The sequence below is a fragment of the Pseudomonas sp. MMS21 TM103 genome, assembly GCF_022132145.1.
Lineage (GTDB): Bacteria > Pseudomonadota > Gammaproteobacteria > Pseudomonadales > Pseudomonadaceae > Aquipseudomonas.
The window spans coordinates 1-5,409 of the sequence record NZ_JAJISP010000013.1; the positions used below are offsets into that span (position 1 = coordinate 1).

Genomic DNA, 5,409 nt, shown 5'->3' on the forward strand with positions numbered 1-5,409 from the left:
ACGCAGATGGGGGGTTTGGAATATAAGCTTGACGATGACCTACTCTCACATGGGGAAACCCCACACTACCATCGGCGATGCATCGTTTCACTACTGAGTTCGGGATGGGATCAGGTGGTTCCAATGCTCTATGGTCGTCAAGCAATTCGGGTGGAACATCGTGCTTCTTTGAACAAGAAGGACGCGGCTCCAAATTGGGTATGTGATAAAGGGTAATGCGTGGTCTTGCAAACTTTCGGTGTGTTGTCGACTTCTTACGTCTAGCACACAAACAGCAAATTGTTTGGGTGTTATATGGTCAAGCCTCACGGGCAATTAGTATTGGTTAGCTCAACGCCTCACAGCGCTTACACACCCAACCTATCAACGTCGTAGTCTTCGACGGCCCTTTAGGGAACTCAAGGTTCCAGTGAGATCTCATCTCGAGGCAAGTTTCCCGCTTAGATGCTTTCAGCGGTTATCTTTCCCGAACGTAGCTACCCGGCAATGCCACTGGCGTGACAACCGGAACACCAGAGGTTCGTCCACTCCGGTCCTCTCGTACTAGGAGCAGCCCCTCTCAAATCTCAAACGTCCACGGCAGATAGGGACCGAACTGTCTCACGACGTTCTAAACCCAGCTCGCGTACCACTTTAAATGGCGAACAGCCATACCCTTGGGACCGGCTTCAGCCCCAGGATGTGATGAGCCGACATCGAGGTGCCAAACACCGCCGTCGATATGAACTCTTGGGCGGTATCAGCCTGTTATCCCCGGAGTACCTTTTATCCGTTGAGCGATGGCCCTTCCATACAGAACCACCGGATCACTAAGACCTACTTTCGTACCTGCTCGACGTGTCTGTCTCGCAGTCAAGCGCGCTTTTGCCTTTATACTCTACGACCGATTTCCGACCGGTCTGAGCGCACCTTCGTACTCCTCCGTTACTCTTTAGGAGGAGACCGCCCCAGTCAAACTACCCACCATACACTGTCCTCGATCCGGATAACGGACCAGAGTTAGAACCTCAAGGTTGCCAGGGTGGTATTTCAAGGTTGGCTCCACGCGAACTGGCGTCCACGCTTCAAAGCCTCCCACCTATCCTACACAAGCAAGCTCAAAGTCCAGTGCAAAGCTATAGTAAAGGTTCACGGGGTCTTTCCGTCTAGCCGCGGATACACTGCATCTTCACAGCGATTTCAATTTCACTGAGTCTCGGGTGGAGACAGCGCCGCCATCGTTACGCCATTCGTGCAGGTCGGAACTTACCCGACAAGGAATTTCGCTACCTTAGGACCGTTATAGTTACGGCCGCCGTTTACCGGGGCTTCGATCAAGAGCTTCGCGTTAGCTAACCCCATCAATTAACCTTCCGGCACCGGGCAGGCGTCACACCCTATACGTCCACTTTCGTGTTTGCAGAGTGCTGTGTTTTTAATAAACAGTCGCAGCGGCCTGGTATCTTCGACCGGCGTGGGCTTACGCAGTAAATACTTCACCCTCACCGGCGCACCTTCTCCCGAAGTTACGGTGCCATTTTGCCTAGTTCCTTCACCCGAGTTCTCTCAAGCGCCTTGGTATTCTCTACCTAACCACCTGTGTCGGTTTGGGGTACGGTTCCTAATTACCTGAAGCTTAGAAGCTTTTCCTGGAAGCATGGCATCAACCACTTCGTCATCTAAAAGATAACTCGTCATCAGTTCTCGGCCTTAGAATCCCGGATTTACCTAAGATTCCAGCCTACCACCTTAAACACGGACAACCAACGCCGTGCTGGCCTAGCCTTCTCCGTCCCTCCATCGCAGTAATTAGAAGTACGGGAATATTAACCCGTTTCCCATCGATTACGCATTTCTGCCTCACCTTAGGGGCCGACTCACCCTGCGTCGATTAACGTTGCGCAGGAAACCTTGGTCTTTCGGCGTGGGTGTTTTTCACACCCATTATCGTTACTCATGTCAGCATTCGCACTTCTGATACCTCCAGCAAGCTTCTCAACTCACCTTCACAGGCTTACAGAACGCTCCTCTACCGCTCATCCTAAGATGAACCCGTAGCTTCGGTGTATGGTTTGAGCCCCGTTACATCTTCCGCGCAGGCCGACTCGACTAGTGAGCTATTACGCTTTCTTTAAAGGGTGGCTGCTTCTAAGCCAACCTCCTAGCTGTCTAAGCCTTCCCACATCGTTTCCCACTTAACCATAACTTTGGGACCTTAGCTGACGGTCTGGGTTGTTTCCCTTTTCACGACGGACGTTAGCACCCGCCGTGTGTCTCCCGTGCTGACACTTGTTGGTATTCGGAGTTTGCATCGGTTTGGTAAATCGGGATGATCCCCTAGCCGAAACAGTGCTCTACCCCCAACAGTGATACACGAGGCGCTACCTAAATAGCTTTCGAGGAGAACCAGCTATCTCCGAGCTTGATTAGCCTTTCACTCCGATCCACAGGTCATCCGCTAACTTTTCAACGGTAGTCGGTTCGGTCCTCCAGTTAGTGTTACCCAACCTTCAACCTGCCCATGGATAGATCGCCCGGTTTCGGGTCTATTCCCAGCGACTAAACGCCCTATTAAGACTCGCTTTCGCTACGCCTCCCCTATTCGGTTAAGCTTGCCACTGAAAATAAGTCGCTGACCCATTATACAAAAGGTACGCAGTCACCCAACAAAGTAGGCTCCCACTGCTTGTACGCATACGGTTTCAGGATCTATTTCACTCCCCTCTCCGGGGTTCTTTTCGCCTTTCCCTCACGGTACTAGTTCACTATCGGTCAGTCAGTAGTATTTAGCCTTGGAGGATGGTCCCCCCATATTCAGACAAAGTTTCTCGTGCTCCGTCCTACTCGATTTCATGACTAAGAGATTTTCGCGTACAGGGCTATCACCCACTATGGCCGTACTTTCCAGAACGTTCCGCTAATCTCAAAGCCACTTAAGGGCTAGTCCCCGTTCGCTCGCCACTACTAAGGGAATCTCGGTTGATTTCTATTCCTCAGGGTACTTAGATGTTTCAGTTCCCCTGGTTCGCCTTACACACCTATGTATTCAGTGTGTAATAACCATCTTATGATGGCTGGGTTCCCCCATTCAGACATCTCCGGATCAAAGGTTGTTTGCCACCTCCCCGAAGCTTTTCGCAGGCTACCACGTCTTTCATCGCCTCTGACTGCCAAGGCATCCACCGTATGCGCTTCTTCACTTGACCATATAACCCCAAGCAATCTGGTTACTGTCTATAACGTGAAGACGACATTCGCCGAAAATTTGCAATTGAGAACACGCAAATTTTACCTTGACCAAATTAACTGCCAGTGAAAGCAGTCAATCAGTCACTTCTATCACATACCCAAATTTTTAAAGAACGATTTTTCTTACCGGTCAAAGACCAGAAATCAACATTCAGCTGCCAGTGGCAGGAATGTTCAGTTCTGAACTCTCTACAACTCAATAAAGTGGTGGAGCCAAACGGGATCGAACCGTTGACCTCCTGCGTGCAAGGCAGGCGCTCTCCCAGCTGAGCTATGGCCCCAGGTAATCGCAAGGCCTCACCCCACTCAATTGACAATTGGTGGGTCTGGGCAGATTCGAACTGCCGACCTCACCCTTATCAGGGGTGCGCTCTAACCAACTGAGCTACAGACCCAATAACGGGCTTCTAACCTAATCGTCTTTTTCAATGAATCAAGCAATTCGTGTGGGAACTTATGAAGAAGCTGAAGTCTTCGATTAAGGAGGTGATCCAGCCGCAGGTTCCCCTACGGCTACCTTGTTACGACTTCACCCCAGTCATGAATCACACCGTGGTAACCGTCCCCCCGAAGGTTAGACTAGCTACTTCTGGTGCAACCCACTCCCATGGTGTGACGGGCGGTGTGTACAAGGCCCGGGAACGTATTCACCGTGACATTCTGATTCACGATTACTAGCGATTCCGACTTCACGCAGTCGAGTTGCAGACTGCGATCCGGACTACGATCGGTTTTATGGGATTAGCTCCACCTCGCGGCTTGGCAACCCTTTGTACCGACCATTGTAGCACGTGTGTAGCCCAGGCCGTAAGGGCCATGATGACTTGACGTCATCCCCACCTTCCTCCGGTTTGTCACCGGCAGTCTCCTTAGAGTGCCCACCATTACGTGCTGGTAACTAAGGACAAGGGTTGCGCTCGTTACGGGACTTAACCCAACATCTCACGACACGAGCTGACGACAGCCATGCAGCACCTGTCTTACAGTTCCCGAAGGCACCAATCCATCTCTGGAAAGTTCTGTAGATGTCAAGGCCTGGTAAGGTTCTTCGCGTTGCTTCGAATTAAACCACATGCTCCACCGCTTGTGCGGGCCCCCGTCAATTCATTTGAGTTTTAACCTTGCGGCCGTACTCCCCAGGCGGTCAACTTAATGCGTTAGCTGCGCCACTAAGTCCTCAAGGAACCCAACGGCTAGTTGACATCGTTTACGGCGTGGACTACCAGGGTATCTAATCCTGTTTGCTCCCCACGCTTTCGCACCTCAGTGTCAGTATCAGTCCAGGTGGTCGCCTTCGCCACTGGTGTTCCTTCCTATATCTACGCATTTCACCGCTACACAGGAAATTCCACCACCCTCTACTGTACTCTAGCTTGCCAGTTTTGGATGCAGTTCCCAGGTTGAGCCCGGGGCTTTCACATCCAACTTAACAAACCACCTACGCGCGCTTTACGCCCAGTAATTCCGATTAACGCTTGCACCCTCTGTATTACCGCGGCTGCTGGCACAGAGTTAGCCGGTGCTTATTCTGTCGGTAACGTCAAAACAGCAACGTATTAAGTTACTGCCCTTCCTCCCAACTTAAAGTGCTTTACAATCCGAAGACCTTCTTCACACACGCGGCATGGCTGGATCAGGCTTTCGCCCATTGTCCAATATTCCCCACTGCTGCCTCCCGTAGGAGTCTGGACCGTGTCTCAGTTCCAGTGTGACTGATCATCCTCTCAGACCAGTTACGGATCGTCGCCTTGGTGAGCCTTTACCTCACCAACTAGCTAATCCGACCTAGGCTCATCTAATGGCGCGAGGCCCGAAGGTCCCCCGCTTTCTCCCGTAGGACGTATGCGGTATTAGCGTCCGTTTCCGAACGTTATCCCCCACCACTAGGCAGATTCCTAGGCATTACTCACCCGTCCGCCGCTCTCAAGAAGTGCAAGCACTTCTCTACCGCTCGACTTGCATGTGTTAGGCCTGCCGCCAGCGTTCAATCTGAGCCATGATCAAACTCTTCAGTTTTAATACTGCTTGGGTTTTGTGAAAACCCTAAACTTGGCTCAGCATTTCCAAATAAACTCTCGAACTTCGAGTGCCTACTTGTGATGCTGATAATCTTGCGACTAACAGTCTTACCTCACAAGCACCCACACGAATTGCTTGATTCAGTTGTTAAAGAGCGGTGGC

2 tRNA genes and 3 rRNA genes are annotated in these 5,409 nt (G+C 51.3%); all 5 read right to left on the reverse strand.

Going from position 1 to position 5,409, the window contains the following annotated elements:
- Nucleotides 1-26: 26 nt before the first annotated feature.
- Nucleotides 27-142 (reverse strand): 5S ribosomal RNA (gene rrf / locus LJY18_RS22440).
- Between the two features lie 152 nt (nucleotides 143-294).
- A 23S ribosomal RNA gene (locus LJY18_RS22445) occupies nucleotides 295-3,185 on the reverse strand.
- Between the two features lie 248 nt (nucleotides 3,186-3,433).
- Nucleotides 3,434-3,509: transfer RNA gene (locus LJY18_RS22450), tRNA-Ala, on the reverse strand.
- A gap of 37 nt (nucleotides 3,510-3,546) precedes the next feature.
- Nucleotides 3,547-3,623: transfer RNA gene (locus LJY18_RS22455), tRNA-Ile, on the reverse strand.
- Nucleotides 3,624-3,707: 84 nt separating this feature from the next.
- Nucleotides 3,708-5,244: ribosomal RNA gene (locus LJY18_RS22460) — 16S ribosomal RNA — on the reverse strand.
- The 16S, 23S and 5S rRNA genes sit together here with 2 tRNA genes alongside, the layout of an rRNA operon.
- Between the last annotated feature and the right edge of the window lie 165 nt (nucleotides 5,245-5,409).